Source organism: Psychrobacillus sp. FSL K6-2836, assembly GCF_038003085.1.
Classification (GTDB): Bacteria; Bacillota; Bacilli; order Bacillales_A; family Planococcaceae; genus Psychrobacillus.
Genome location: NZ_JBBOOM010000001.1, coordinates 528,353 through 554,619 on the forward strand (window position 1 = coordinate 528,353; position 26,267 = coordinate 554,619).

Genomic DNA, 26,267 nt, shown 5'->3' on the forward strand with positions numbered 1-26,267 from the left:
CTGTTCTTAGCTTTATATTATTACAGTTTTAGTTGAGTTGTGACAATTCAAATGATCAATCCTAACATAACCCTCACTACTTTAGTCTTCTTAATATTTGTTAATAAGCTACTTAATATTGTAGCCAACCAATTTAAGAAATAAATTTCACTAATATAAGAAACCCGAATGGGACCGTTTATAGGTCATCCATTCGGGTTCGTTTTTTGTTTAAAGTGTTCCACCAGATCCACCGTCGATATTAACGGATGTTCCAGTGACATAAGACGCTGCATCTGATACTAAAAAAGTAATGACATTTGCTGCTTCTGCTGTATCACCAATTCGTTGGAGTGGAATAGAAGGACCTACTACATTTCTAGAATATTCATCCCATGAAAGTTCAGGAGCTTCATTTTTCCATTTTAGTTCGATTTGATTGCTTCTGATTAGACCAATGCAAACTGTATTGACACGAATATTGTCTTTTCCTAAATCTTTACTCATTGCTTTAGTCAATGCCATACCAGCTGCTCGACTAACTGTCGTTGGTAAAGAATTGGCAGGAGGTGTTTTTCCCAAAACTGCCGTTACATTCACAATCGCTCCCCCGCCTACTTCCCTCATATAGGGTAGTACTGCTTTTGAAGTATGTATTGCCCCAAATAATTTTAAGTCTAAATCGGTTTGCCATAAATCTGTATCAACTGATTCAAAAGCATTCGCTGACGAAGTACCGGCATTATTAACTAAAATATCTATACGGCCATAATGTTCTATTGTTTTTTGAACAATTTCTTTACACTCATCCTCTTTTGTAATATCAGCAGGAACAATTAACACCTCTGTTCCTGTTTCACTATTAATGAACGCCGCTGCCTCTTTTAATTTTTCTTCACCACGTGCGCAAAGGACTACACTCGCTCCTTCCTTCACTAATTGAAAAGCAGTTTGTAAACCTATTCCTTTACTCGAACCAGTTACTATCGCTACTTTTCCTGATAACCCTAAGTCCATAATATTCCCCTCCCAATTTTTAATACTTATACATCTATCATTATAAAACAAGCATATTATTTTTCAGTATTATTGCTCACACCATATTAAACCCAGTACAAAAAATTATGCACTGGGTTCATGTTTAAAAAATTGTAGTAAATAATTTATTAGTAAACATATTTTATATAGAATTATTTTCAGGCGAATGACTCATCCTAATTTAAAGGAGATGAGATTTATGCAAAAAATAGTTATTGCATTTGGAATTATTGCTTCTACCCAATCAGTTTCAACACATATACCAGCAATTGCTCCTGCACAACAAGAAATACCTGCCTATGCTAAGTGGGGACAGCTCGCTATAAAAGAAACTGCGTCCAAATATCCCAATGCGAGTATTATTGACTACCTCCATGAAGGAAGCGAATCTAAAGGAGATTCAACAATTGAAAAATTTAGGCTATGGTTAAAAGATAGTGACAAAGAATTTGGAGTCTCTGTAAAAATTGAATTTAAGACGGAGACTGATGAGCTAGTTAATATTAAAATCCAAGAAATTTAGGATAAATTTTTAAGTACTTTTAATTCATTGTTTATACTACAAGTATAAATAAGAAAGCAAATGACCTATCATGCTGCTCATTTGCTTTTCTACCGCATTATCATTTTTTTACATCATCTTCAAAAGATTTGCCATCTCAATTGCTGATATAGCAGCATCGTATCCTTTATTTCCTACTTTTGTACCCGCTCGTTCAATAGCCTGTTCAATTGATTCAGTTGTAACAATACCGAAAATAACTGGTACTCCAGTTTGTAAACCTACTTGAGCGATTCCTTTTGCAGCCTCATTACATACATAATCATAGTGTGTAGTAGCTCCACGAATTACTGTTCCAAGGCCAATGACAGCATTATAATTATGTGATTCAGCCATTTTTTTTGCAATAAACGGTACTTCGAATACACCTGGAACCCATGCGACTTCTATGTTTTCTTCCTTTACTCCGTGACGTTTCAATCCATCTATTGCGCCATCAACAAGCTTTGCATTTATAAAATCATTAAAACGCCCTACGACAATACCTATTTTCAAATCTGTTCCGATTAAATTTGCTTCTATTGTTTTTACCATTATATTCTCTCCTTAGCTAGCTTTAATATTTATCAAATAACTTGATAATTCTTCAATTGTTACAATTTTCAGCTGGAATTGTTGGGCAAATTCCAGTAAATCCGGTAAGCGTGCCATTGATCCATCATCTTTCATAATTTCACAAATTACACCTGCTTTTGCTGAAGCACAAAGTGTTCCGAAATCCACTGCAGCTTCTGTATGCCCACGTCTTTCTAATACTCCACCAGTCTTTGCTATTAGTGGAAATACATGTCCAGGTCGCTTAAATTGAATTGCAGTTGCTTTTGGATTAATGACTTGTAACATTGTTTCTGAACGATCGAAGGCACTAATACCTGTAGATGTGCTTTCATGATCAATCGACACAGTGAATGCAGTTTGATGAAAATCTGTGTTGTTAGAAACCATCGGATGTAATTGCAATTCCTCCGCGATTTCCTCATGAATTGGCATACAAATCAACCCTCGACCATACTTGGCCATGAAATTAATATTTTCTGGTGTTGCAAATTCTGCTAAGCAAAGGAAATCGCCTTCGTTTTCGCGGTTTTCATCATCTACTAAAATAATGAGCTTTCCTTGTTTTAAATCCGTAATTGCTTCTTCAATAGTATTTAGCATAATATTATCTCCTTAAAAACCGTTTTGCTTTAAAAAATCTTGTGTGATCGTTGATTCCTTTTTATTTGTGATATATTGATGCATATACTTTCCTAGCATGTCAGATTCAATATTGACTAGTTCACGCTCTTTTTTCATTCCTAGCACGGTTTCTTTATTTGTATGGGGAATCAGGGACACGGTTATCATCGATTTACTTATTTCAAAAATTGTTAGACTTGTGCCATCAATCGTTATGGAACCCTTTGGTATACAAAAGTGACTTAATTCTTCAGGCACTTTAATATCGATATAAACTGCATTTGCAGTAGGACGCTTCTTCAAAATTGTACCGACTCCGTCAACATGTCCTGAAACGAAATGACCACCAAAACGACCATTTGCTGCCATTGCTCTTTCTAAGTTTACAGCTGAACCACTGTTTAATAAATTGGTTGTAGTCGCATCAAACGTTTCTGGCATAACATCTACTGTAAACTCAGATTGTGAGAACTCGATTACTGTTAAACAAACACCATTCACTGCGATGCTATCGCCTAATTTGATGTCTTCTAAAATTCGTTCTGCACGGATAACAAGTTGCATACTGCTCCCACTTTTTTGAACGTTCTTTACTGTACCTAGCTCTTCAATAATTCCTGTAAACATTGCTTCCTCCTTTTACTATTTTAAGGCGAAAATCATAAACCTTATAAAAAGTGAAACTTCAATAAGTGGGGTTTTCTTCATCCACTGATTGAAAAATTGAACTCAGGCGAATAACACCGCGTCGTGCGGCAATGCCTGAGTGACCAACGTCCTGTTGGCCCGAACCATTCGGGCTTTTACTTGCAGTTATCTACCATAAGTTTTGTTGCTTGAGCCAAGTCTTGAAGTAGAAGTCTTACTTGCCCGTTAATCCGGGATAAACAAAAAACTCCGTACACAAAGGTGTCGGAGAAAAATTAGGTAGATTCAAATAAACCTTTTGCCATTATCTCTCAAAAAGCATTGAACTACTCCTTCTCCCATCCAGACTGTAACTGTCGGCTTTGGATTTACACCAAATCATGCGTTTTACGGCTCACAGGCTCTAAGATTACTCTCTTACTGTCGATTGGGACTTTCACCCGACCCCGAAGGATAATTATTCAATTTTGAAAAGAGTATGCGCCTATGCCAGCCCAGACAAGCGCTGGAAGAATTGCAATAAAGGCGATCTTTGCCTTTATTAGCAAGTCTGAAGCGACTCGAGGGGCTAGGCGCTGTAGCTAGACATTAAAAAACGCACCCAAAATTGATCGGATGCGAGAGAAGTCATACTCAATAAGCCCTTATTTTACGTTTTTTAGCAAAACTAAAAAACCTATTCAATAGGCGACTATTCCTTCTCCCATCCAGACTGTAACTGTCGGCTTTGGATTTACACCAAATCATGCGTTTTACGGCTCACAGGCTCTAAGATTACTCTCTTACTGTCGATTGGGACTTTCACCCGACCCCGAAGGATAATTATTCAATTTTGAAAAGCGCAAGCGCCTATGCCAGCCCAGACAAGCGCTGGAAGAATTGCAATAAAGGCGATCTTTGCCTTTATTCGCAAGTCTGAAGCGACTCGAGGGGCTAGGCGCTGTAGCTAGACATTAAAAAACGCACCCAAAATTGATCGGATGCGAGAGAAGTCATACTTTAATAAGCCCTTATTTTACGTTTTTTAGCAAAACTAAAAAACCTATTCAATAGGCGACTACTCCTTCTCCCATCCAGACTATAACTGTCGGCTTTGGATTCACACCAAATCATGCGTTTTACGGCTCACAGGCTCTAAAGATTTCTCTCTTTACTGTCGATTGGGACTTTCACCCGACCCCGAAGGATAAATTATTTAACTGATATTAGGATAACAAGATTAGAATTTATTTGCAAGGAAGTTAATTTATCTATTCCGAAGACTTTACTATTACCTAAACAATCATAGGATAAGATGTTTGTTTTGAATAAATCTTGATCAAAACACATCTACAAATGCTGATTCCAATAGAAAACCATAATCCCTATTTCGAACAAAAGTTGATCCAAAAGGGGATTTTTTTCATACCTACAAAGGCTTTTTATTTTAAAGATTAATTATTTCGGAAAGCGAATATCTAACTAAACACCCGTTAGCTTAACAAGTAAACACTAATATTCAACTATTTTGTTCTCTGTTCCATTTACAATTCTCATTATATTTTGTCGATGTAAAATGATTATCGATACGCTTACTAGTAGTGAGATTGCTATGATAACTTTATCTTCAAATATAAGACTGTAAATGAATAATGCTATACTAGCAAACATTGAACTTAGTGATACATACTTACTAAATATCAAAGTTGACACAAACACAATAAAACCAACAAAAACACCTAAAGGAGTAAAAAACAAGAAAACTCCAGTTGCTGTCGCAACAGCCTTTCCACCTTTAAAATTAGCAAAAACAGAAAATATGTGCCCTAGTATGGCTAATAACCCGCATACAATAGGGTTAACTGTAGAACCCAGTATTAGGGGAAGTAAACAAGCAAATATCCCTTTTAATATATCGGCAATTGCTACAATTACTCCTGCTTTTATGCCTAAAACTCTATAAGCATTAGTTGCACCAAGATTACCACTACCATAATCACGAATATCTTTCTTATAAAATATTTTACCGATTACTAAAGCAAATGAGATTGAGCCAATTAAATAACTTAGAACCAAAGTTATAATGTTCAAAGTATTATCTCCTTACATAGTTTGATAAGTAGGTATTTCTATTTATTGCACATGATTTCCTGCAATGCTTACATTAACCTGTCCCATTAGTTGAATAAGCACCTTCTCATTTATTACACATTATGCTCGAAATGTGTCCATAGTTTACTTCATCGTTTACTTTGTATCTTTTTATTTTTTCTAAATAAAAATGTAATTATTATACCAACAATAAGAATTATAATAGCCAATTTTTCGTCAACAATATTTTGTCCATACAAGAGAACTGGACTAGCCATTAAAAGTAAACCAAGAAATCTAAAAATACTACTGACCATCTATTTTTTCACTCCCATTTTCTTCGTACACTAACCTGCCTCGATTGTTCAATAAGAAAAGCCGTCCTTAAACATTTATTCTTTTCTTATGATAAATGTTTATGATAGCCCAAATAATAAAAAGCACTACAAAACAAGTAAAACCAAAGAACAATGTTAGAAATCCAATGCTTCGATAATCAAGAACTTCAATTTCTACAAAACTATTTCTATCACCACTTCCGTAATGTAAATTACTATACACTAATGAGAAGTCTTGATTTGTATTTTTATTTAATTCGTACACTGGTTTGTCTCTATCTTCATTAAGAAAAACATTCATTTTTTTAATATAACTTGCATCGTGTAACAACATTTCTATTTTCTCTTCTGTTGCTACTGATATTTCTGGGTCAAATTCAACCATATCTCCAATTTCATAAGCAATTTCTGATTGTTCACTTGTACGATGGTTTCCAATGTTTAAAAAATATCCAAATAGAACGGAGGAAAGAAGTAAAATTGTTAGACCAATATAAAGCACAGCTTTTCCAAATACTTTTTGCGTTTTAAACAACTCACTAATAACTGATCGTAATTCACTTTCTTTTCCAAATCGCTCTATGGCAATTTGGATTGCTTCATGCTCTGATTTTCCCTCATTTTTTAATTCATGAACAGCTTCCAACAAATGACTTTTCATTTCTGCTTTTAATTCTTGTATTTCTCTTTTATTTCCACCTACGTTTTGATAAACAGAATCAACAAATGCTTCAATTTGTTTCATATTTTTTCTCCCCCTTCCAAGAACGAATCAATCATTTTTTTAACAAATTGCCATTCCTTACGTTTTTCTTCAAAACCCTCATTACCTAAAGGTGTAGGTTTATAGTATTTTCTTCTTCCGCCTGGTCCCTGTTCATCACCCCAGTAAGATTCAATCCACTTATTTTTTTCTAATCTCTTTAGTGACAAATAAAGCGTACCTTCTTTTAATTCAAATTGTTCATCACTTTTTTCTCGAACCAATTTAGCTAACTCATATCCATACATATCCCTGCTATGTAGTAACGATAGAATGATCGTATCAATGTGACCTTTTAGAACTTCTTTATTCACTTCCAAATTCATCCACCTCCAATTATAGTTATAATATACATTACTATATAATACAAGGTATTACTTCAAAAAAATTTAAGTTCTTATTCAACTACACTGCTGCTTTAGTTCAACAAGAAAAAAGGCTTTACCCCATCTTGAAGTAAAGCACCTGTAAGTTGAAGAAGGACATCCAATTTATGATGTAACTTTCGCCTATAATATGTAACTTTTCAACTCATCTTTTTGACGCAAGTGATGACGAAAATGCATTCCAACCAATTCATACCATTCCCTTGCATTCAGCCAGCCGAAACCTCCATGTTCAACTTTATTATTTGGGTTAATATAATCCACTTTCGATTCACAATGACTTAACCTTTGAATTAACTGATCCATCCTGGTAATTAGATTTTCCTTGCTGTCTGAATTATTTGGTGGAGAATTTAGTTCATCAGGTAATCTTATTTTAATAGGTGGAAACCCTCTGTTCCTATATAATTGCTCCCCAAACTGGGTTTTCCCTAGGGGATGTTCCTCACTTAATGTAGCGCATGTTTCCATATTATCAAGATACTCGTGGGCAACTAGTATTAAATGGTCATACATCTGTCCAATAGACCAAACCCCTTCTTCCGAGATATATCTTAGCTGTTCCAATGAATAATTGTAAAGATCACTTTTGAAAGTAATAAGTAGTTTTTTGTCACTCATATAAATACTCCTTTGTAATCGTTGAATTAGATCAGAAATTTTCGAATTCATTGTATTTATAGCATTTATGATAACAAATACTCTCTAACATAAACCTGTGTCTTTAGCTCAATAAGAAAAAAGGCTTTACTCCTTCCTAAACTAAACATACGTTAGTTGAAGTAGGATTTTCTAATTAAAAAGCTTTTTTAACTGACCATCCTATATACTCACCTTTATACTTCTTTGAATATAAAGACAAGAGCTCAGTTTGATAATCAACAAGTGCCAAAGCCTCTGTTTTTATTGCTTTAATATTAGTTAACTCGTTATTTTTACTATCGATAGCGATAGTAAATCCTGTTTCACCTATCTCATTGATACATTCTTCTGCATATTCATTTGGTATGGCAAGAGCATGAGTAATGTGACATGTATTGTCCTGGGATAAGTTAATTTTAGTTTCTTTTACTTTTATACTGTTTTCTCTAAGCCTTTTTTCTTTTTCCCGGGTAGTTTCATAATAATTAAATAAACCTTCTTCAAAAGTGTCGTCTATTTCAATACGGTTATAGTCTAAAATCCACTTTCTAAACTTATGGTATAAGGGCACAAGAGTATCTTTATCTAAACCAAAAACATCACAACCACGGTCGTCATACATGTGAAATATTATGTCCTTTTCAGTGCTAATAAAGTATACAGATTCTCCAATAGAAGGAACTCTTCCTTGTTCATAATTTCCTATGCCTTCCAATATTTTCTTGTAGCTAATAGATTTTAATTGTACGCATACAAATTTCACTTTGAATTCATTTTTTATTTCTATTGTTTGACCCGTTAACTCATCATAATCCTCATCTATATCGTAAAAAGTTTCCTCTTCTATATTTTGTTTACTTAATAAATCATACAGGTATTCTGGAGTGTTATTTCCAAACATAATATCCTCTGTTACATTCCAATCTTTTATATAAAGATAAATAAAATCATCCGGCTTGAACACTTCTTCGAACAATGTGGTAACTCTTGTAACAACTTGATTAACTCTTTCTTCAGTTCCATTTTTATATGGGTGACCTTGTTCGAACCTTAGATGCAAATCACTTGTTAAGTTAGGGAAATTACTTTCTATGTACTTCAATATTTTTTCCTTCATTGAAATTCCTCCCTTAATTAAATTCTGAATAATCTCCAGTCTGCTTGTAAATTCGATATCTTTTTATAGGTTCCTTGTTCAACTACCCGCCCCGTTGTTCAATAAGAAAAAAGCTTTACTCCTTCTTGAAGTAAAGCACCTTTAAATGAACAATTTGAAACTTACTTTTTAGGCATAGCATATGTCACAGTAATACCATTGTTTTCTTCAATCTTCTTAAAAATTTCTTCAAGAATTTCTAATGCTCTTTCATTTGATTCGTATTTCCCCAAAACTTTACTCCAGTGATCCAAAGAAGTACTGCCGATAACACCGTCTATTTTTTTCCCGTCTACAGTAACCTCTTTTACATCTATCAAACTTTTATTATCTTGTGTAGCAATCCATAACATATAAAACCACCCTTTCGTTCATATATCCTTCTTAATTGTACCATTATCTGCCGATTTGTTTAGCGATCATAGATACCACTCTTCCACTAACCTGCCACGGATGTTCAATAAGAAAAAAAGGACTGCCTCAGCAACCCATGATCTTTAACTAAACCAGCACTCGTTAGTTGAATAATCACCTTCTTTTTTACTACACATTATAGTCGTGATGCGTATTAGATATTAATAGTATTTTTTCCACCCATTTGTCATACTTCAAACTTCATGTATCAAATTGAATTAGCCATAAATAATTTTCAATTCTTAATGAAACTTAAGAGGGATTTCTTAATTGAGTATAGAAAAATATAAATGCAAACAAAACAAAGGAGGCTACTATGACTAATTTAATATCACATATTGCTACACTGGAGATACCAGTTACTAATTTAGAAAAATCTATAGAGTTTTATATCGATATCCTGGGTGCCGAAGTCCACTTTCAAGGTAAAAAAAATGCTATGCTTACTATGAAATCAAAAGGAGTTCCAACTATTTTCTTGGTTGAAACTGAAGAAATTAATGGATTATCATTCAGAAATACAAATACTAATATCGTTCATAGTATAATTGACTTTTATACTCCTGCCTTAAAAGAATTATATGAGTGGCTTGAAGGAAAACAAGTTGAAGTTGGTCCTTTAAATTTACAAGGCGAATTTGGTGGTTTTGGATTTAAAGATCCTTCTGGAAATTGGTTAAGTGCCTGCAATATCCTTCACCCAGAACAGTAAATTTTTTTCTATTTAAGTTACAGGCGTAATTTTTTTGCGCCTTTCTTTCTATTAAACATAATGAGTATAATGCGAGATAAAAACTCCTATTCTCTTCTTCAACTAAACTGCTGCTTTAGTTTAAGTACATTAGTTCACAAAGACACTTTATAAGTAACAAGAAAAGGTGCCAACAAAGAACCAATTATAAAAATAAAAATAGCTATACCAAGTGTCACAAGACCATTGCTAAAAGGAGACAGGTAATAACCGAAGATGAGCATTGGAAGAATAGTAAAAGAGCTAAAAATTAACCTGCTTGGTATAGTTATCTTATGTGTTGTATTGCATTCGTTACATTTAATATGTTTATAACTCAGCCAGAAGGATTCATAGATTTTACTCCAGCTAAAATGTGCATTGCATTTCTCGCATTTTTGCAAAGCTAATAACCTCCATTATAAACTCTGAATTTTTAAGGGCATTTGTTTATTTTAACTTGCCGCGTTAGTTCAATAAGAAAAAAAGCTTTACCCCTTCTTGAAGTAAAGCACTCGTTAGTTTAAGTACACTACTCTACTTCACAAACTTTGTAATAAAGCGAGCTATTCTCCATTTGTATATCTATTATCTCCCATTATATAGTTAGAACTTTCTCCTGGTTTTGCATTTGAATTAATTGGATTCTGATTATTGTTATTAATTTTCTTATTTCTCCTGTCAACTAATAAAGCAAAGACGATAATAATAAAAAGAATAATAAGCACTATTAACCAAATCATATCTATCCCCCTTTTATTTACATTATATTCAAACCTTTAAAAACAACAATCATTTGTATTTTCTACTTCAACTAAACTGCTTCGTTTGTTGAAGTAGAAAAAAGCTCTACTCCTTATTGAAGTAAAGCCCCCGTTACTTTAATATCACTTTTCAAGATTTTTAGGATTCTCAACATATAAGCCTAATACATACCCACAATTTGAGCAGTAAAATGAGGATATTGGTGATGATTGATTTCTTAGATTGTTGTGGGAAAACATATGAACTACTGCATTCCCTGAACGAATAATACCCTTTTCAATCTGACTGTTATTACATTTAGGACACTCTTTTACTTCCATCTTTAAATCTCTCCATTCCCCCAAAAAATAGTAACCTTTTTGTTCTTCTATATTATTTACGAATTACCAATAATTTAGTTCCCTTTCCTTTTTCAACTATCCTGCCGCGTTAGTTCAATAAGAAAAAAGGCTTTACCCCTTCTTGAAGTAAAGCACCCGTTTGCTTGACAATATTTCTTTTGATTAATGTCGTTTTTAGATATTATGTCGTTTTTTTACATTTGGAAATTCACTGTTATTAATTTTGTTCCAAATTTTTAATGAGCTTGAATAACAATTATTAATCGAATGTTTTTCACTCACCGAAAACATTTTATCAAAGACCTCATGTATCACAACAGCTAATTTTTCAACAGATGTTGCCGTAGGTAATAGCAATACAATGCGACTTATTTCTGGGTCATATTCTTCCTCAGATGTGTAACGTAAAAGATTCTTCGGGTCCCAATCATTAATTATTTCTTTTACAATCTGGTAGTGGTTCATAATCTCCCTCTTTAAAATGTATTTTTAGAGATTTAAACTACATCCTTATTTAGCTAACCTGACCAGTTAGTTCAAAAAAAGTACTACCCCCAGACTTGAACTAAAGTACCTTTTTTATTTAATAATTTTCATATATTAACTTATTTACTTATTTCAACACTTTTACTTTTCATTATAGTCGTACGGTGCAGCACTTTATTTTGTTTTGTTAGTATTGCTTCTTAAACATAAGCACGGCGTCATCTCAATTTAAATTATAGATTTTAGAGACACTTAATATCTTTAATTATACGAAAATTTATCCTTTAATCCGTCTTCTGCGAAACGAGAATGTATAGAGATTTGGCTGGAAAAAATTTCTCTGTTACATGAAATCCGGCTTCTTTCATTTCCTGCTCCATTCCTTCCAATGTAATTCTCGGTGCTTTCTTGGAACTTCCTTTTGGTTGTAGTTCAAGACAGATTAAATAGCCTTCTTTTTTTAGTACTTTTTTCATTTGATGTAACAGCGGTGCCAGGGGCTGTATTTCATGCAATACCAGAGAAGCAATTATCAAATCGATAGAGCCATCAGGTAAAGGCAGTTCCTCCATACTTCCCTGAACCAGAACAATATTCGTGAGCTTTTCCTTCAAGGCTTTCTCATTTATTATTTCTAACATGGAAGGGTCGATATCCAGTGCGTATACATTGCCTTTGATCCTTTTCGCCACAGGAATGGATAAATAACCGGTACCAGCGCCAAAGTCCAATAAGTTGTCCGTTTCCTTTAAAGGAATAATATTTAAAAGCTGTTCCGGGGAGAATTCTTTTCTTCGTTCGGGACTTTCCAAGTACGATACTTTTTCTTTACTGTGCTTGCCATTCGGGTGATGCATTTATATCCTCCTCTTTTTTAAGCATGCTGTTTATCCTGGTTAAATTTCTCTTCTATCAGTGCTGCGTTCACAGACATGGCAGCCATAGAGCCCTCTGCTGCCGCAACAATTAATTGGGAGGGACCGGCAATTCGCGTATCTCCGCAAGCAAATACCCCTTCGGTATTCGTGCGTTGCCAGCTGTCGGTTTCAATTCCGCCATGCTCGTTTAATGTATATTTAAGTGTAGTATCAAAAGAAGCAGCCTGTTTCCATTCCGCAGTTATAAACCCTCCTTCACGGAGCACTGTCGTACCATCTTCAAGCTGGATTTTATTCAACATCCCGTCTTCCCCAATGAAAGTGGCAATCTTCTTTTCATTTATACTGATTCCGTAGCTTTTGAGCAATTCATGTTCTTCCAGCGAAAGTATCTTACTGCCATTGGTAAAAATAATTAAATCGTTCGTCCAATTGGATACCATTTTCGCCATATGAAGCGCCCTTTGATCATTTGCAATCACTGCCAGCGGCCGATCTCTTAATTCCCAGCCATCGCAGAAAGGACAGCTGAACAGGCTCTTGCCATAGAACTCTTTCACTCGTGGGATATCCGGAAGTACTTCTTTAAAACCAGTTGCGAGAATGACTTTTTTCGCGCTGTATACTTCCCCATTTTCTATCTCCACCTGGAACAAGTTGTTTTCTTTATTAATACGATACACCCGTTGCATTTCGATTCTCACATCTGGATACTTGCTTAATTCTTCATGGGCAACCCATTTAAATTCCTGAGGATCAATACCGTCCCTTGTGATAAACCCGTGAGATTCTGAAACAACCGCATTTCTCGGTTTGTTGTCATCGAACAGTATAGTTTTACGTCTTGATCTCCCAAGAACTAATGCAGCATTAAGTCCAGCTGGCCCTCCGCCAATCACAGCGCAGTCTAATATCATCTTGTCCACTCCTTCAATTATTCTTATTTCTGTTTGAATTCTGCCTCTTTAGCAATATTGATCAAAAGCTTTGATTTCAGTTCAGTTTTCATATTTTCCTCTGCCTGCCTCATTACGTTTTCAATCAAGCAGCCTTCATGATGAATGGAGCAGTCGAATAAGCTAGTATCTCCTTCAGTCGCATGAATAACATCTAAAAAGGATATTTCATTTTTTTTTCTGGAGATTTTATACCCCCCCTTCGCACCAGGCGTCGACTCGATCAAACCTGCTTTCGCAAGTTTGGTTAATATCTTAGAAAGGTAAGTCGGGGAAAGATGCTGCATTTCAGCTAATTCCTGCACTCCCACCGAGCTGTCCCGTGGCTGCAGCATTAAATGGACCATCGTATGCAAGGCGTAGTTTGTTGCGTTTGAATACCTCATACATAACCTCCTCGTGTTTATAACGGATATTAAAGACTCTCAATATCTTTAATAAAAATGAGTTTATCACTAGACTTGAAGGAAGTCAATATAATGGTTTTTAAACTTCTACTAACCAAAGATTATGTAATTTTTTTGCGCTTGTCTTAACGAAACAACATTTGCCCCACCCTCATAATCTGGGTCTCTAAATCGAACCCCATCATATTCCCAAAACATATTTTGCAAATTTCATATGTATCAGTTGGTTCTTCATCTAAAGTTTTATATCCACAGCAAGGACAAATATATTTCATAAAATCACCACTATTCCTATAATAAATTTTAGCATGCTTTCTTGTTAAACTGACATGCTGATTTAGTTGAATAGCTTTCTAGGCTGTCTCCTAATAGCCATATTCCTCTAAAACACCCGTTAGCCACCCATGCAGCAAAAAAAACGCTGCACCACAGAGGATGAAAATTGTTACAGAACGGATATAGTTCAGTATGGCTGGCGAAGAAGGTCGATGAACTATGGTGCCTTAGAGCCCTTCCGTTAGTCTGACTCCAACGACCACGGTGCATCACAGACTGTCGCACTCTATACGAGTAGCACTCATGGGAGATTAATCCTACTCTGGTTATTGCACCAGCCTGCCTTTATTCTAAGATGAATGGAGTTGGTATCTGATTTACTATTTAACTCCATATAAACGTTCTGAAGGCTCAGCCTTTTTTTAAAAAAGCTTATTCTGAGTCTCTTTTGTTATGCAATTTTATAGATTTTGAGCATTTTTTAATTTTCATGGGAGTTGAAGAAGGTTAGACATTAAAATTACTCGCTTCAATAAGTATCCCTTCCTTATCAAGCCTTTTGTAATTGTAAGGGATATGGCTTAATTTCCTATATTTTTCATTCCAAATTATACTTACGAAAGGAGATGGTTCTTTAAGAAAATGGTCAGGAGACACACTTTCATAACGATAACATTCGTTCGGATATGTTTTTTTGTATCCAAATAATTTCAGGACATCTTCTTCGAATGCAATTCCACCGATTTTAAAATCGTAAACGGAATACAACTCCTTGAGAAAACTTGTAAAGCCTGTAAATTCCTCTTTCATGATGCCAACTTGGTCACATTCTGGTTCATCATGTTCATCTCCATAAAACCAAAAAACAACCATTAGTGCATTTGAAGAAACCACTTCTAATTGTAATGTCGCCTTACGTTTCCTTAATAAATAAACATATAATCTTAATTTTAATGAGTGTAATTTAATTGTTTGCGGATTTTCTTCATCATAAGGATAACCTCTATCAAAAAAATCAATAACTTCATCAACCTTATCGTCAACAATTTCAACTTTATTAGTAACCCTTGTTAACCTATTTATAATATCCTGTGCTGTTTTCGTTTTCTTTTCTTTAAGTTCCAATAAGAAACTAACTTCAAGAAAAGGACCTCCTTGCAACCATTGGGACCACTCCATCTATAATTCCTCCTAAATCATTCATAATTAAATTATGCATTTATTTTCTTATAGAACTAACCTGCCCCGGATAGCCACGCATGCAGCAAATAAACGCTGCACCACAGAGTTTCATTTGATATGCAATTTTACAGACTTTAAACGTTTTTTAATTTTCATGAGAGTTGAATTAAGCAACTTCCTTTTAATTACCCATGTTGGTACTGTTATGTAGTTAAATTTAACAATCCATTGCTATTAAAACTATTAAATTTAATATATAATAAAAAAAATGAAATTAGGAAGGCGATGATTTATATGATGTTTTCTCCATTATTTGAACAAGATGTACCAACAATTCTTCTTCCTTAACGGTAGAAGAGCTTTTCTCCGTTAAGGACATAGATAACTATGAAAAACGGAGGAAAAAATATGAATAATAAAATAATAGGTGCTTTGTTTTTATCACTTGCTGCAAGTATTTGGGGTGGGATGTATGTTGTAGTAAAAGTAGTAGTTGATATTGTTCCACCATTTGAACTAGTCTGGATTCGTTATGTCATTGCGGTATTTGTACTTGTGATTATTGGCATTTGCATGAAGCAATCATGGAAAATAGCCAAACGAGACTGGGTTATTATTTTTCTTGTTGGTCTTATTGGTAATACAATATCGATTGTCACACAAGAAATAGGTACGATGTTATCAACGGCTCAAATGGGTGCCATTATTACATCAACAACACCTGCTTTTATGGTTATATTTGCACGTTTTATTTTAAAAGAAAAAATAACATTTAAAAAATGTTTATCTATAGTATTAGCTACAGTTGGCGTGTTCATTATTGTTGGTAATGGGCAAATAGATGGAACACAACAACTAGGCGGCTTCTACTTATTAATTGCTGCATTATCATGGGCATTGATGTCTGTATTAATTAAAAAAGTCCCTGCTCATTATTCACAAATTGTTTTTACAACTTATTCTTCTTTTATAGCTGTAATTTTGTTGACGCCATTCGTTATACCTAAGTTAAACGCTTTAGACCTATCGCTTATTTTACAGCCGACGATTTCAGGAGGGCTACTGTATTTGGGTGTCATTTCAACAGCTGGTGGTTTCTTATTATGGAACAAAGGTCTCCAATTAATGAATGCTTCGAGCGGTGGATTATTCTTTTTCTTCCAACCAATCGTCGGGACCTTTTTAGGCTGGCTATTGTTGGGCGAAACGATTGGAATTTCATTTTGGATAGGTACAATTTTAATTTTTTGCGGTGTGTTTATAGTTATAAAAGACGAGTAATATTTGGTAAGTGCGTTTCTTTTTTTATATAGAAACGCACTTTTTTTCATTTTCTTATGTGAATAATGTGTCAAATGCGAAATATAAACTCCTATTCTCTTCTTCAACTTAACTGATGCGTTAGTTCAATAAGAAAAAATACTTTACCCCTTCTTGAAGTAAAGCACCCGTTAGCCACCCATGTAGCGCAAAAACAGCGCTACACCACAGAGAATGAAAATGTGAAAACCCGGGTATAGGATACTACGGCTGGGAGAGGAAGGTCGATGAACTATGGTGCCATAGAGCCCATCCGTTAGTCTGACTCCAACGACCACGGTGCATCACAGACTGTCGCTCCCTTACGGGAAGCACTCATGGGAGATTAATCCTACTCTGGTTATTGCACCAGCCTCCAATACTATTTGCCGTAGAAAGGATGATTACCATGGAAGTAATCATTGAACGTGCTTGTGGGATGGATGTCCATAAGGATTCCATTACTGCTTGTATTATTACGCCAAAAGGAAAGGAGATTCAAACGTTCTCCACTAAAACTGTATTTCTATTACAGTTAATTGACTGGATTAAGGAGCATGGTTGTACTCACGTAGCAATGGAAAGCACAGGTGTATTTTGGAAGCCTATTGTTAACTTGCTTGAAGCCGAGAGCATTGAGTTTTTAGTAGTGAACGCTCAACATATGAAAGCAGTACCAGGTCGCAAGACCGATGTAAAGGATGCAGAATGGATTGCCAAACTTCTTCGTCATGGTCTACTTAAAGCAAGTTTTATTCCAGACCGAAATCAGCGGGAATTGCGAGAGTTAGTTCGTTACCGTCGAAGTATTATTGAAGAGCGTGCGAGACAACATAATCGGATTCAAAAGGTTTTAGAAGGAGCGAATATCAAACTCGGTTCCGTTGTCTCCGACATCATGGGTGTTTCGTCGCTTGATATGCTTCGTGCTATCGCCGATGGCGAAAATGATCCTGAGAAATTAGCCAGCTTTGCCCGCCGATCAATGAAGAAGAAAAAGAGTGAACTAGAACTAGCTCTTCGAGGGTATATCAATCCACATCAACGTCTCATGTTAAAAACCATTCTGGTTCATATAGAATTTCTAACTGAGCAGATTGAGCTATTAAACGAAGAGGTCGCTACAAGGTTATCCTCCCATCAAGAAGATATAGAACGATTGGATTCCATTCCTGGCATCGCCACTCGAATGGCCGAACAAATCTTAGCCGAAGTCGGTACAGATGTGGAGAAGCAATTTCCCAGTTCGGCGCACTTATGTTCCTGGGCAGGATTAGTACCTGGACATAATGAAAGTGCGGGCAAGAGGAAATCAACCAACATGAAAAAAGGAAACAAGTACTTGAAATCGGCATTAATTGAAGCGGCTCATTCTGTTAGAGGATCCAAAACCTACTTGGGAGCCTTGTATAGGCGCACTGCATCAAGAAAGGGTAAAAAGCGTGCCGGGATATCAGTGGCTCATGCCATTTTAAGAATCAGCTATTATCTCCTAACTCGCAAAGAAATGTACGTAGACTTAGGGGAAGATTACTTTGACAAACAAAAAGAACAATCAATTGTACGATATTCTGTCCGAAGACTTGAAAACTTAGGTTACAACGTTACAATCACTGAACCAAATGCCTCCTAATCCACTCACAATTTAATTCTGCTATAGGCGCTGCACTTTTTTAAAAAATTATTGAGCTGCGTCAGATTTCGTATTGCCTTTTTCCCTAAATCGAAGATTTTAATTTTCATGGGAGTTAATTTTCTTCTGGTTAACTTCTAGTATCTTCTTTAAAGTAGAATGAATATTTTGGAGGCTTATTAAAATAAATCCAAGCATAATAAATGTTACTATTTCTCCTGTAAACATTGAGACTATTGCTATTATAAGAGCATATACCCCATATAGATAACCTTTCATTTTATATCACCTCACCAGTTAAATATTTCCATTATTTTAACACTTTTTATTGAACTAACCTGCCACTTTAGTTCAATAAGAAAAAAGGCTTTACTCCTTCTTGAAGTAAAGCACCCGTTCTTTATAGGAGTGTTATTCTTCTGTTTCTTCTTCATCTATTTTAGCATTTGTAAATGCTGGTTTTATAAGTGAGGTTGAAGTTGAATCATTTACGGATGTCGCATTATTTTTTTGCTTAATCTCAAAATATTTATCGACAAGTCTCCGTGCTATTGGAGTAGAAAAATTTGTTTTATATGATGATTCCAACGAAGCATCTGGAATAACAAGTGCGTATGCTATTTCTGGATTGTCATAAGGTGCAAAACCGACATGGGTTAAGTTTACCGTATTAAATGTTCGCCACAATTCTGCATCAAAGTAACTAGCTTGAGCAGTGCCTGTTTTTCCTCCCCCAGTAAATGGAGCGTTTCCAAAGGCTTTATTCGCCGTTCCTCCTCTACTAAAATATACAAGTCTCATACCCTGACGAACACGTTCGATTTCCTCTCGTGTGTTATCTACTGTGTTTAATATAGTTGGCGTAATTTCTTTTACTACTTTACCGAGCTGGACTCCATCCTCAGAAGGCTCTCTAATTTCCTTGACTACATGAGGTTGAATTCTATTACCACCAATAGCAAGCGTAGAAACAAATTGGGCTAACTGCAATGTAGTGTACGTATCAAACTGTCCAATACTTAAATCTAGCAGCTTACCATCTTCAAATCCACCTGTACTTCCGTTCACTTCTCCAGGTAAATCTATACCTGTTAATGCTCCGAGTCCAAATTGAGCATAACCACTTCTCATTTTAAGAAAGGCATCTCTCCCAAAGTTAATAGATTGGTTAGGTCTATAAGTACTGCCGGCAACTCCATATGCTGTTTTAAACATATATACATTGGAAGAACGCTCTAGCGCTTGTAAGTCATTCATTCGTACACTTCCGAATCGGTTAAATACAGAACTTTTTGGTTGCGAATCCTTTATACGTATTGGTTCATCCACTAATGAGCCTCCGATGGGATATACTCCCTCGCGATAACCTGTAAGTATAGTACCTGGCTTAACAGTGGATCCAACTTCATATGCATTAGTAAATGCACCAAATGCATAGTCATTAATTTCTTTTGCACCTGTTTTTTCATTTTTTCCAATTCGTTTACCTACGAGTGATAGTACTTCTCCCGTGTAGGGATCCATCATGATAAAATAAGCATTTTGCAAATATTGACCACCACTATTTTTACTATATTTAAGTAGTTCCTCTGCTAAAATTTCTTCGTGTGCTAATTGAACTTCACTGTCCATTGTTAATACTAAATCTTTCCCCGGTTCTCCTTCAAAAACCGTCTGAATATCGATAACTCTTCCTTTTCCATCCGTTATATTTTGGACAACACTTTTTTGACCTTGAAGTACTTCCTCATACTGTTGTTCAATATAACTTGTGCCTACACGATCATTTCGAGAATAATCTCTAGATAGAAAATAATCTAACCGATCTTTTGGTATACCTACTTTTGGTAATGTTGTTGAACCTAAAATAGCTAATGAAGAAGTTTTTACTCTTCTCCAATCTGTTGTAGTATTTACACCCTCTAATTCACCAAGTCTTTCAGAGACACGTGCAAATTCTTCCACTGTAACCTCTTCTTTTACGTCATCCCCTTTAATAATTTGAGGAGATAATGCATATCCAGAGGCCATTTTTCGATAAATAGCAATGATTTCTAATTCTTCTGGAGTAAAGGAATTAAGCTGTTCTTCCGTAATTCTACTTCTAGTTAAACGGTCGATAGCTCTATTTTGTTCTTTTTTTTCTAATTTTTCATCTGCTTCTATTGCTTTACGCTCTTTGTCTGTCACTAATTCAAGTGCTTCCTCTGGATACTTTTTCAGCCAAAAATCTTGCAAATCACTCTTGGTAATATCGTTTGGTTCCTTTTCTATTAAAATACTTAATGTTTCTGCAATTTTATACATATCTTTTGATTTCGTTGTTTGCATTTTTGTATATGTTATAGCTCGTAGCGGAAGATTATCAACCATTATCCGTCCTTCACTATCGAAAATTCGTCCACGGGGTACACTAGTATTTACCGGGACTTCTTCACCTCGGGCTAATTCACGTGTATATTCTTCTCCTTTAACGATTTGTAAATAGCCTAATCTTAGTATTAGCATTGTAAAAAGTATAAATATCGAGAAAAACAATACGTTCATACGAAAAGTAATAGTTGATCGTTGTTTAGCTTTCATACTTTGTGCACGTTTATTGGGAATTTTTCGCATGGGAGCACCTTCTTTATTTAATAATTTTCTTATGTACAGTACCCCTAGAGAAGCAAGTACTGCAGTAATAGTTTTACCAATATTACCTTCAAAAAATAAAATGGAAGTGAACCTTGTAGCGAAAGAAGATTTTCCGCATAAAGACTTGTAGAATAGCTACAGTTGCACTTGAACTTTGAATCCTAGAATTGAAGATTTGACTACTAACATATCCCCACTAAAATATACAGTATATGGAAACCAAACGCAAATCCTATAATTTTGCTTCCTAAACTAACCTGCCCCTTTAGTTCAATAAGAAAAAAGAGTTGCCAAAAGCAACCCTATGATCTTTCCTAAAGCACAGTTAGTATAAAAACAAAATTATTATTTTATTTTTATAACCATTTTATAATTAGTCAATTTAACACCTTTACGTTCTACTGTTTGTGAACAAACAATATTGTAACCTCGATGTTCAAAAAAAGGCTTAGCTGTAATACTTGCATCCACATCAATTTCTAAAAGATTTAATTTCTTTGCCTCAGATTCAAGCATATCAACTAAAGCAGTAGCTATACCTTGTCCTTGATAATCTTTATGAACGAACAGTCTATCTAAGTACCCAGTTTGTGTTAAATCGCTAAAACCAACAACCTTATCATTAATTTTAGCGACAAACGTGATATTTTGACCCAATGATTCCTTCCAAGATTTCATTTTAGATTCTTTTTCATCTATTGGTGCCCAAGCATCCAATTCTGCTTGGGAATAATCTTTTGAATTTACGGAATGAACTGTTTCATAAAACAAGGTAACAATCTCTTCTGTATCAGTTTCCTTAAACTTAGTAATCTTCACTTTCTGTTTTGCCTCCCGTCATTAAGATAAGCATCCTAATATACTTTAAATTTTCCACCAAATTCTTCTTCCACTAAACTGCCTCGTTAGTTTAGTAAGAAAAAGCTCTATGACCTTTTGTTTTCTCAATATTTTTTATGGGACATGAGAAAAGTGAAACCACCAAGATCTATACTCAGCTAAGCGGAAGGTTAAGAAAAGAGTATTATCAGAAGTACTTTTAAATATAAAAGGAGCTACATCTTAAAAGACGTAGCTCTATTTGACTAAAGCACCCGTTAGCCATCCATGCAGCACAAAGAAATGCTGCACCACAGAGAATGAAAATGGTTAGGAAGTGGCAATACTGATACTGACCTTAATCCAGTCAACCGTAATCCATAGACTTATTTACGCTCTCCTCTTTTTTTAACGATTAAGTAGGGGTCTTTTTAAGTATTGTCATTTTTCATTTCTTGAAGTACTAATTTTCATGGGAGTTGAATAAAATAACTAAGTCTATTACTGCAAATCGGATGGTAACATTCCATATACAATACTATCCGTCCATTCATTTTTATTCCAAAAATCTTGTATGAAATGGGCTTCCTTTCTCATGCCAATTCGTTCACACAATTTTTGTGAAGCTTTATTCCGTGCATCAAGATTAGCTTGTATACGATGTACATTAAATTCATCAAATAATTTAAATACCAAACTACTCACTGCTTCTGTTGCCATACCTCTCCCGGCTACTTCATCTGAAAAACTATAACCAATCTCAACAGTATCTTTCATATCTGTATACCATACGGATATATCACCAATTACTTTATTCTTGTATATAACTGCCAAACTTAACAATGATTCTTTAGTGAGTACACCGTTTGCTAACTTCTTATTAAATCTTTTCTGCATATCTTCATGAGTCCACTTATTATGTAATAGGAACTTACAGGTATCATCATTATTATAAATAGCAAATACATCCTGTAAATCCGTACTCTTAAAAGGTCTAATTATTAATCTTTCTGTTGTAATTTCCAATTTAGCTCTCCTCCGATACATAAAATACGTAAAAATAGACCATCAAATTGAACTGACCCGTAAATGTTAGACACCAACTAACATTTACGGGGTGTTTTTATGTCTAAATAATCAGTTGACGTGAATATAATTTATACAGATATAGGATACGTGTCACCATACCATTATACTATAAATCACCTTTTATCTTTAACATAGCAAAAAAAGACACGATCCAATAATTTCGGATCGTATCTATAAAATAGCTTTTTGTATTTTTACGATTTTGTAATACAAGTATGCAATTACATTAAACAAATATTTTAATTAGAATAAATTGTTTTTTTGTTATACTCAATATATTTAGTGAAAAAAGTTCCCATATATCGAGTTGCTTTCATCGAGAATGGCACTAACTTAATACCTATAACCAATATAATACAACTTAGAATTGTTTGAATAATATTAAATTCTTGTATACCCATTTGGTTAACTACTACCAAAATAATTGGTGATAAAACAAACGAAACAACAACTGTCCACAAAGAAAACAATAGTGCAACTACCGCTATCGCAACTCCCGAAAATAGAACAAGATTAAAAAATATTACGCCAAACAATGCAAAATAATTAATTTTCCCCATAAATATCCCTCCAACCTGCTGAAAATTTTTCATTGTTAAAAAGTTTCTTTCTTCCCTTATTTTAATTATACTCAAATTTTTCCAGTATAAATCAGACTGTAGACCGATTTTATATTTCTTTCATAGTTGATAGCTGAAAATTCAATAGCAGTAACGAATTACGGATGCTTCAAAAAAATTAATTTACATTATAGTTAGTAACATTACCAATCTGGTCCATCATCAATATCAGTCTGTTTAAGACTAAATGCATTATTATTCTTTTTACCTTTCTCATAGAAAATTGATTTTACCTCTTCTTGTCTGTTTCAGTGGCATCTACTTACTTCCTTTAAAAATCTAAGTTTTATTCCATAATAGTCCCCGATAGTTGAACAAGGAAATCATTTTAATAGATATTATTCTAATAAATGTGCTTCAACTAAACCTATTCTCATACCACCAATTAATATCTATTATTTATTCTTTATTTCTATTCTGTAGTAAAAATAATGCTAGACCGATTAAGATAAGTACGATGCCTATACCTTGTTGTAAAGAAATGACTTCATCCAAAATGAAATACGCGAGTATACAAGTTCCAATTGTCTCTCCTAATATACTCATTGAAATAATGGAGGTACTTAGCCATTTCAACAACCAATTGAAAATTGTTTGCCCTAAAATTGTTGCAATAAACGCTAATCCAAAAAAGGACCACCATGTTTGTACAGAATAATTAAAGAAGGGTGTTTGCTGCCAAAAAGCAAAAACACCTAAAAGTAATGTACTGCTCCCGTAACTAATAACTGAATATGGGATAAGAGATAGCCTTTTACGAACATGCTGACCAATGAAGAAGTAAGCTGTTATGATGCCTGCCGCAATAAGAGCAAGTATATCGCCAAATAATGCTAGTCCACTAATTTGAAAATCTTGCCATCCAATGACAATACTTCCCGCAATCGCTACGAGAAAACCCATTATAGCCCCTTTACTGAAACGCTCTTTGAATAAAAAATAGCCGCCAATCATCGAAAAGAGTGGTTGTAATGTGACGATAACCGTCGAGCTTGCAACAGATGTGTAATTTAATGATTCAAACCACAATACATAATGTGCTGCTAGAAATGCCCCTGATAATAATCCGAGTCCCAATTGTTTTTTTGATAAAGAGCGTAATTCTTGTCGGTTCTTTTTATTTACTAATAAAAATGGCAAAAGTATTACAGTTGCAAAAAGCATCCGATAAAATGCTGTAATTGAAGCAGGTGCATCTGCTAATTTTACAAAGATAGCTGAAGTCGATAGTGCAAATACGCCAAAAAATAAGATTGCGTAAGAAATATGAGGGGATTTCAATTCTGTTCCTCCTAGATAATTATTTACAATAGTAAAATAAATTTATTATAATGTACAAAGGTAAGTATAGAATATTTACGTAATTGAAAAAAGTATTATTTTGCTATGTTTAGTATGTCAGCACAAAATTAGTTAAACATATATTATTGTAGAATGGGGTTTTACTATGAACGATCATCGTCTCGGACAAACCGTATTAAATTATCGTAAAAAGAGTGGGATGACAATTCGTGAGTTCGCTGATTATGCTGGGATTAGCACATCACTTATTAGCCAAATAGAGAGAGGACAAGCAAATCCATCGTTAAGTGTACTTAAACTGATTGCACAGGCATTAAATGTACCACTCTTTACCCTCTTCATTAATGAAATTGATACGGATTCGCTCATTTCGAGAAAACATGATCGAAAGAAAGTATATCGTGAGAATAGTGACCATATTGTCTATGATGTGTTAACACCAGATTTCATGAAAGCACATATTGAGCTCTTACTAATGGATTTAAATGCACACGCAAGCACTACGGAAAGTCACTATTCACACGACAACCAAGAAGAAATTGCTGTCGTCATGAAAGGACAAGCGTATGTCGAACTGGAAGGCACCGAATACTTTCTAAATGAAGGAGATGTCGTACGCATTCCACCAAATGTTAAACACCGGTTTTTGAACAAAAGTGATGAATCGAATCATATATTATTCGTACTAACTCCATCATTAGTTTAAATAGCCCCTCGCTATGTAAATATTAAAGAAAGAGTGACTTCAACCACTAAAAAGGGGACCGCCCAAAAATCAATCGACTTTTGGAACAGCCCCGTAAAACGGTTCGATTTTATATCAAACCTATGTTCACAACCTCTTCTAAACTTTAACATAAATATTCAATTTTCTTTAAAGGCGCTATTCAACAATCTGGCCCGATTGTTGAATTACATGACCTGCGATATCGCTACTAGTATCCGAATATTATATAATTTCTTCTTCAACTAAACGCCCCGTTACTTTCTTCACAATCTTTATTATCTTTATAATTACATTAACATAAATATCCAATTAAAAATCATCTAACTTCTAAGCAATCTACAGAGGGAAGATGATTTCAATCAAACTTTTTTACAAGTTATCGATCTTTATTATTAATAATCAATCTTTTTAAAAAAGCTACATAAGAAAGCGATAAAAAAAAATGCCAATTCCCTTATTTAAAGGGAATTGACGAATTTTAACTTTGCGTAAGTAGAAGATTATATTGACAGTCTTTTATTTTTCATACCATTTAGTATTTTCTTCTGTATGCTTAAATATTGGTCAAGCTCCTCCTCCGTTAATCCTTCAAACAACTCCACATATATTTCTTCTCCTAGTTTTTGTGCTTCGAATAGAGCTGATTGACCTTTAGCAGTTATCTTCAGATGAATCGTCCTACGATCTTCTTCATCATATAGTCGTTCAGCAAGCTCAAATTTCACAAGCTTTGATGATATATTGGTTATTGCTCCTTTTGAATATTGTAGAATATCAGCTAATTCACTTTGTTTTTTCGGTCCACTTGTACGTAGCTGAGCTAATACTAAAATTGCTGATATTCCAACTGGATATGTAAACTTTGAGGAAAATTTGACAATATTTTCGTTTGAGATTAATTCACTTGAATGAATAAGTTTAAATAAATTTGTTTTTTCCATACTA

27 protein-coding genes, 2 pseudogenes and 3 riboswitches are annotated in these 26,267 nt (G+C 34.5%); of the genes and pseudogenes, 5 read left to right on the forward strand and 24 right to left on the reverse strand.

Annotated features, from left to right (window positions below):
• Positions 1-210 precede the first annotated feature (210 nt).
• Entirely contained in the window at positions 211-996 is a 786-nt protein-coding gene (locus tag MKY37_RS02640) for an SDR family NAD(P)-dependent oxidoreductase (RefSeq protein WP_340773475.1), read from the reverse strand.
• A gap of 220 nt (positions 997-1,216) precedes the next feature.
• Here MKY37_RS02640 and MKY37_RS02645 point away from each other — a divergent pair, with 220 nt between their 5' ends.
• Entirely contained in the window at positions 1,217-1,540 is a 324-nt protein-coding gene (locus tag MKY37_RS02645) for a DUF3889 domain-containing protein (RefSeq protein ID WP_340773476.1), read from the forward strand.
• Between the two features lie 108 nt (positions 1,541-1,648).
• On the opposite strand, the gene ribH is transcribed toward MKY37_RS02645, so the two are convergent.
• The 9 genes and pseudogenes from ribH to MKY37_RS02690 form a co-directional block, all read right to left on the reverse strand.
• Entirely contained in the window at positions 1,649-2,113 is a 465-nt protein-coding gene (ribH, locus tag MKY37_RS02650; RefSeq protein ID WP_340773478.1) for a 6,7-dimethyl-8-ribityllumazine synthase, read from the reverse strand.
• 36 nt (positions 2,114-2,149) lie between these two features.
• Positions 2,150-2,737: pseudogene (gene ribB, locus MKY37_RS02655) on the reverse strand (3,4-dihydroxy-2-butanone-4-phosphate synthase); the annotation flags it as partial.
• 12 nt (positions 2,738-2,749) lie between these two features.
• A complete protein-coding gene (gene ribE, locus MKY37_RS02660; protein WP_340773481.1) occupies positions 2,750-3,385 on the reverse strand; it encodes a riboflavin synthase in 636 nt (211 codons plus the stop codon).
• A 347-nt stretch (positions 3,386-3,732) separates the two neighbouring features.
• Positions 3,733-3,864: riboswitch (FMN riboswitch) on the reverse strand.
• A gap of 233 nt (positions 3,865-4,097) precedes the next feature.
• A riboswitch (FMN riboswitch) is annotated at positions 4,098-4,229 on the reverse strand.
• Positions 4,230-4,463: 234 nt separating this feature from the next.
• A riboswitch (FMN riboswitch) is annotated at positions 4,464-4,597 on the reverse strand.
• Positions 4,598-4,897: 300 nt separating this feature from the next.
• Positions 4,898-5,476, reverse strand: coding sequence for a glycerol-3-phosphate 1-O-acyltransferase PlsY (gene plsY, locus MKY37_RS02665; protein ID WP_340773482.1), 579 nt, complete (start codon positions 5,474-5,476; stop codon positions 4,898-4,900).
• 384 nt (positions 5,477-5,860) lie between these two features.
• The gene (locus MKY37_RS02670) at positions 5,861-6,559 is read right to left on the reverse strand and encodes a permease prefix domain 1-containing protein (protein WP_340773484.1); all 699 of its coding nucleotides are present in this window, start codon (positions 6,557-6,559) and stop codon (positions 5,861-5,863) included.
• A complete protein-coding gene (locus tag MKY37_RS02675) occupies positions 6,556-6,897 on the reverse strand; it encodes a PadR family transcriptional regulator (protein ID WP_340773486.1) in 342 nt (113 codons plus the stop codon). Before MKY37_RS02675 ends, MKY37_RS02670 begins: the two co-directional genes overlap by 4 nt.
• Before the next feature lie 189 nt (positions 6,898-7,086).
• Positions 7,087-7,584, reverse strand: coding sequence for a DinB family protein (locus MKY37_RS02680; RefSeq protein ID WP_340773488.1), 498 nt, complete (start codon positions 7,582-7,584; stop codon positions 7,087-7,089).
• Between the two features lie 175 nt (positions 7,585-7,759).
• Positions 7,760-8,722: a DUF3885 domain-containing protein gene (locus MKY37_RS02685; RefSeq protein WP_340773490.1), complete on the reverse strand. Its 963-nt coding sequence runs from the start codon at positions 8,720-8,722 to the stop codon at positions 7,760-7,762.
• A 161-nt stretch (positions 8,723-8,883) separates the two neighbouring features.
• Positions 8,884-9,114: a hypothetical protein gene (locus MKY37_RS02690; protein WP_340773492.1), complete on the reverse strand. Its 231-nt coding sequence runs from the start codon at positions 9,112-9,114 to the stop codon at positions 8,884-8,886.
• 377 nt (positions 9,115-9,491) lie between these two features.
• Here MKY37_RS02690 and MKY37_RS02695 point away from each other — a divergent pair, with 377 nt between their 5' ends.
• Positions 9,492-9,887 carry a VOC family protein gene (locus tag MKY37_RS02695; RefSeq protein WP_340773494.1) on the forward strand — a complete coding sequence of 132 codons (396 nt, stop codon included), beginning with the start codon at positions 9,492-9,494 and terminating at the stop codon, positions 9,885-9,887.
• A 134-nt stretch (positions 9,888-10,021) separates the two neighbouring features.
• Here MKY37_RS02695 and MKY37_RS22370 read toward each other — a convergent pair whose 3' ends face one another.
• The 8 genes and pseudogenes from MKY37_RS22370 to MKY37_RS02730 all read right to left on the reverse strand — a co-directional run bounded on the left by MKY37_RS22370 (position 10,022) and on the right by MKY37_RS02730 (position 15,193).
• On the reverse strand, positions 10,022-10,309 hold the full coding sequence (locus MKY37_RS22370) for a TIGR04104 family putative zinc finger protein (RefSeq protein WP_445323013.1): 288 nt from the start codon (positions 10,307-10,309) through the stop codon (positions 10,022-10,024).
• A gap of 162 nt (positions 10,310-10,471) precedes the next feature.
• Positions 10,472-10,648 (reverse strand): hypothetical protein, encoded by a 177-nt coding sequence (locus MKY37_RS02700; protein WP_340773496.1) that lies wholly within the window; start codon positions 10,646-10,648, stop codon positions 10,472-10,474.
• Between the two features lie 537 nt (positions 10,649-11,185).
• On the reverse strand, positions 11,186-11,476 hold the full coding sequence (locus MKY37_RS02705) for a DUF1871 family protein (RefSeq protein WP_340773497.1): 291 nt from the start codon (positions 11,474-11,476) through the stop codon (positions 11,186-11,188).
• A gap of 305 nt (positions 11,477-11,781) precedes the next feature.
• A complete protein-coding gene (locus tag MKY37_RS02710) occupies positions 11,782-12,354 on the reverse strand; it encodes a class I SAM-dependent methyltransferase (protein WP_340773499.1) in 573 nt (190 codons plus the stop codon).
• Positions 12,355-12,371: 17 nt separating this feature from the next.
• On the reverse strand, positions 12,372-13,292 hold the full coding sequence (locus MKY37_RS02715; RefSeq protein WP_340773501.1) for an NAD(P)/FAD-dependent oxidoreductase: 921 nt from the start codon (positions 13,290-13,292) through the stop codon (positions 12,372-12,374).
• 23 nt (positions 13,293-13,315) lie between these two features.
• Entirely contained in the window at positions 13,316-13,717 is a 402-nt protein-coding gene (locus MKY37_RS02720) for an Rrf2 family transcriptional regulator (RefSeq protein WP_340773503.1), read from the reverse strand.
• 126 nt (positions 13,718-13,843) lie between these two features.
• Positions 13,844-14,013: pseudogene (locus MKY37_RS02725) on the reverse strand (CPCC family cysteine-rich protein); the annotation flags it as partial.
• A 508-nt stretch (positions 14,014-14,521) separates the two neighbouring features.
• Entirely contained in the window at positions 14,522-15,193 is a 672-nt protein-coding gene (locus tag MKY37_RS02730; RefSeq protein WP_340773505.1) for a hypothetical protein, read from the reverse strand.
• A gap of 411 nt (positions 15,194-15,604) precedes the next feature.
• Here MKY37_RS02730 and MKY37_RS02735 point away from each other — a divergent pair, with 411 nt between their 5' ends.
• On the forward strand, positions 15,605-16,477 hold the full coding sequence (locus MKY37_RS02735; protein ID WP_340773507.1) for a DMT family transporter: 873 nt from the start codon (positions 15,605-15,607) through the stop codon (positions 16,475-16,477).
• Between the two features lie 427 nt (positions 16,478-16,904).
• Positions 16,905-18,128: an IS110 family transposase gene (locus tag MKY37_RS02740; protein WP_277587610.1), complete on the forward strand. Its 1,224-nt coding sequence runs from the start codon at positions 16,905-16,907 to the stop codon at positions 18,126-18,128.
• Between the two features lie 411 nt (positions 18,129-18,539).
• On the opposite strand, the gene MKY37_RS02745 is transcribed toward MKY37_RS02740, so the two are convergent.
• The 5 genes from MKY37_RS02745 to MKY37_RS02765 all read right to left on the reverse strand — a co-directional run bounded on the left by MKY37_RS02745 (position 18,540) and on the right by MKY37_RS02765 (position 24,574).
• Positions 18,540-20,744, reverse strand: a complete 2,205-nt coding sequence (locus tag MKY37_RS02745; RefSeq protein WP_340773510.1) for a peptidoglycan D,D-transpeptidase FtsI family protein — start codon at positions 20,742-20,744, stop codon at positions 18,540-18,542.
• A gap of 366 nt (positions 20,745-21,110) precedes the next feature.
• A complete protein-coding gene (locus MKY37_RS02750; RefSeq protein WP_340773512.1) occupies positions 21,111-21,584 on the reverse strand; it encodes a GNAT family N-acetyltransferase in 474 nt (157 codons plus the stop codon).
• A 501-nt stretch (positions 21,585-22,085) separates the two neighbouring features.
• Positions 22,086-22,610, reverse strand: coding sequence for a GNAT family N-acetyltransferase (locus MKY37_RS02755; RefSeq protein ID WP_340779826.1), 525 nt, complete (start codon positions 22,608-22,610; stop codon positions 22,086-22,088).
• 302 nt (positions 22,611-22,912) lie between these two features.
• Complete coding sequence (locus MKY37_RS02760; protein ID WP_445323014.1) at positions 22,913-23,233, reverse strand: hypothetical protein; 321 nt, start codon at positions 23,231-23,233, stop codon at positions 22,913-22,915.
• A 459-nt stretch (positions 23,234-23,692) separates the two neighbouring features.
• Positions 23,693-24,574, reverse strand: a complete 882-nt coding sequence (locus tag MKY37_RS02765) for a DMT family transporter (protein ID WP_340773516.1) — start codon at positions 24,572-24,574, stop codon at positions 23,693-23,695.
• Between the two features lie 166 nt (positions 24,575-24,740).
• Between MKY37_RS02765 and MKY37_RS02770 the strand changes: the two genes are divergently transcribed.
• Positions 24,741-25,301 (forward strand): helix-turn-helix domain-containing protein, encoded by a 561-nt coding sequence (locus MKY37_RS02770; protein WP_445323015.1) that lies wholly within the window; start codon positions 24,741-24,743, stop codon positions 25,299-25,301.
• Positions 25,302-25,822: 521 nt separating this feature from the next.
• On the opposite strand, the gene MKY37_RS02775 is transcribed toward MKY37_RS02770, so the two are convergent.
• Entirely contained in the window at positions 25,823-26,263 is a 441-nt protein-coding gene (locus MKY37_RS02775) for a MarR family transcriptional regulator (RefSeq protein WP_340773518.1), read from the reverse strand.
• Positions 26,264-26,267 lie beyond the last annotated feature (4 nt).